The following is a 1,689-nucleotide window of genomic DNA, read 5'->3' on the forward strand; positions in this document are numbered from 1 at the left end:
TGCGCTAGGCCCTGTCAAGTTGTCAGATGAAATAATATAAATTTACTGTTGTCTCTAAGCGACCTCATTTCGGTATTCTACCGGGGTGAGGTCGTTTCTTGCTGGTGATCGATCTAGGTAATTAAAATAGTGGATACCTTCATCTACTAGTTCTTTGAACTCCTTGTAGGTGCTTGGCATTGGATGTCGATCCATCCAATGTGTCTTGAATTCATTCCACCAACGTTCTATTGGCGCATTGTCATACGGTGTTCCTGGTCGTGACATACTTCGGATAACGCCATGCCGTGCCAACAATTCATTAAATGATCTAGAAGTGTATGCTGAACCACGATCAGTATGAACCAATGGATGAACGTCACCGGCATACTCAAAAGCTCGCTGGAAGACTTGTACTTCCGCCGCTGCTGTTTCAGTATTACTCAAATTAGCGGCGATTAAAACCCGTCCATAAAGGTCTAACACACCACTCAACCGCATTTTGTATTGTCCGTGAACACCGTATGTCAATTCAGTTGAATCTGATAACCAGACCTGATTAGGAGCGGTCACATCGAAATTCTGATTCAAGACATTGTCCTGAATATACTGTTCTTGTTCCTTGATTCGATGATGTCTTTTGACTCGAATCTGGCATCTAATATCTAACTTACGCATAATCCGTTTAACCCGCTTGAGTGTTACTTCAAAAGTAATCTGATCATCATGCTTGAGGTTTGATAGAATCTTGCCCGCTCCAATCGCTTGATGATGTTGGTTAAACCAATACGTAATTCGTTCATCTAGAAGCTGTTCTTGGGTCTCCCAAACTGTTGCTTGTCGGTGGAAGGATTTATTGTAAGCTTGACGACTAACGCCAACGTAGGCCAATAATTTGGTAATGGCACCACGGTTTTCTTGACTAACTTCCTTAATTGCTTGGTAAGCTAGTCGATGTTGTTTATTCACCCCTTGTGCTGAAGTTCCTGATATTTTTTTACGAAGTCCTCCAATAATTTCATATCGGCGACTTGACCTTCTAATTGCCGGATTCGCAGATTGGCTCTGTCTAGGTCTGTTAATTCTTGCTTAGGCTTCCGGTGACCACGATTATCTGTGAGAGCCTCATAGCCATCAGCTTTAGCCTTAAGCACCCATGATCGCGCTTGCTGATAACTGACCTGATAATGTTCTGAGGCTTCGCTATAAGAGTGTTTATGAATCGTAATATATTCAACGACTTGAATTCGTTCTTCCCAAGTAGTCTTTCGAGCCATGGTAGGGACCTGCTTTCTTGACGGTGAAGCCGTCACAGTTTTCTCCCTATTATACTTGGAAACCCAGGTGATTACTTGCATATCTGAACGTAATCCATATTTCATGGTCAGCTCTTGGGTAGTGCCTTCACCACTCAAGAATGCTTGTACGACCGTCTGCTTGAAAACCTTGCTGTAATGATTGTTCTTCCTAGCTTCTGTTAATCCTTCAATACCATCACGTTTATATCGCTCTTGCCAACGAGACATTGTCATTCCTGTAAAACCATGTTGTCTTGCAAAAGACGTATATGACTGTCCCGAAGATTCAAATTCATTAATTAAGGCTAATTTTTCTATGGCACTATATTTAGATCTGGACATACAAAAATCCCTCCATGATAATCAGATGAATTATAGTATTTCATCTGACAACCATAGAGGGATCATAACA

The 1,689-nt window shown here is 41.6% G+C and carries 2 protein-coding genes; both read right to left on the minus strand.

All coding sequences use genetic code 11. The annotated features are described in order from the left end of the window. Nucleotides 1-54: 54 nt before the first annotated feature. Nucleotides 55-948: an IS3 family transposase gene (locus FFM74_RS13475; protein ID WP_137627131.1), complete on the minus strand. Its 894-nt coding sequence runs from the start codon at nt 946-948 to the stop codon at nt 55-57. Beyond that, nucleotides 945-1,619: a helix-turn-helix domain-containing protein gene (locus FFM74_RS13480; RefSeq protein ID WP_137627132.1), complete on the minus strand. Its 675-nt coding sequence runs from the start codon at nt 1,617-1,619 to the stop codon at nt 945-947. Before FFM74_RS13480 ends, FFM74_RS13475 begins: the two co-directional genes overlap by 4 nt. Between the last annotated feature and the right edge of the window lie 70 nt (nt 1,620-1,689).

The organism is Lactiplantibacillus pingfangensis (assembly GCF_005404945.1).
Taxonomy (GTDB): domain Bacteria; phylum Bacillota; class Bacilli; order Lactobacillales; family Lactobacillaceae; genus Lactiplantibacillus; species Lactiplantibacillus pingfangensis.

Excerpts from the sequence above, each read along its gene's own strand:
- FFM74_RS13480 (WP_137627132.1), bottom strand. The coding sequence starts at position 1,619 with ATGTCCAGATCTAAATATAGTGCCATAGAAAAATTAGCCTTAATTAAT.